The organism is uncultured Ruegeria sp. (assembly GCF_947489545.1).
Classification (GTDB): domain Bacteria; phylum Pseudomonadota; class Alphaproteobacteria; order Rhodobacterales; family Rhodobacteraceae; genus Ruegeria.
The window spans coordinates 1-470 of record NZ_CANLDZ010000088.1; the positions used below are offsets into that span (position 1 = coordinate 1).

Annotated in this window: 1 protein-coding gene; it reads right to left on the reverse strand. The window is 57.0% G+C overall.

All coding sequences use genetic code 11. The annotated features are described in order from the left end of the window. Positions 1-459, reverse strand: a 459-nt coding sequence (locus Q1B13_RS26880) for an Ig-like domain-containing protein (protein WP_299085964.1), incomplete at its 3' end; no start/stop codon positions are given. Positions 460-470 lie beyond the last annotated feature (11 nt).

The following is a 470-nucleotide window of genomic DNA, read 5'->3' on the forward strand; positions in this document are numbered from 1 at the left end:
CAGTGCAGACACAGATGTCACCGTCAGCGCATCCCCGTCGATATCGCTGTCATTGGCCAGAAGGGTGGCTGTCGCAAACTGGGTCACAACATCTTCCGTGATCGGAGTGGAACTCTGAGCCACATCATCAGCCGCGACAGGCGCGTCGTTGACAGGGGTAATCTCAAGCGCAAAGGTGCCGCTGGCTGAAAGCGACCCGTCACTGGCCGTCACTGTTACATTGACTTGCCCGGTATAGTCCTGGGGTGGTGTGCCTGAGAAGCTCCCGGAAGCCGCATCAAATACCAGCCAGCCCGGCAGGGCCGCACCCCCAACCATTGTTGCACTTAAGCTCAGCGCATCCCCGTCCACATCCGTGAATGCATTCGTCGGCAAAACAAAGCTCATGGCCTGATCTTCCGCGGAAGATTGAGGAGGCAATACAATCGCCAGAACAGGTGCATCATTGGTTCCGTGCACAACGAGTGAAA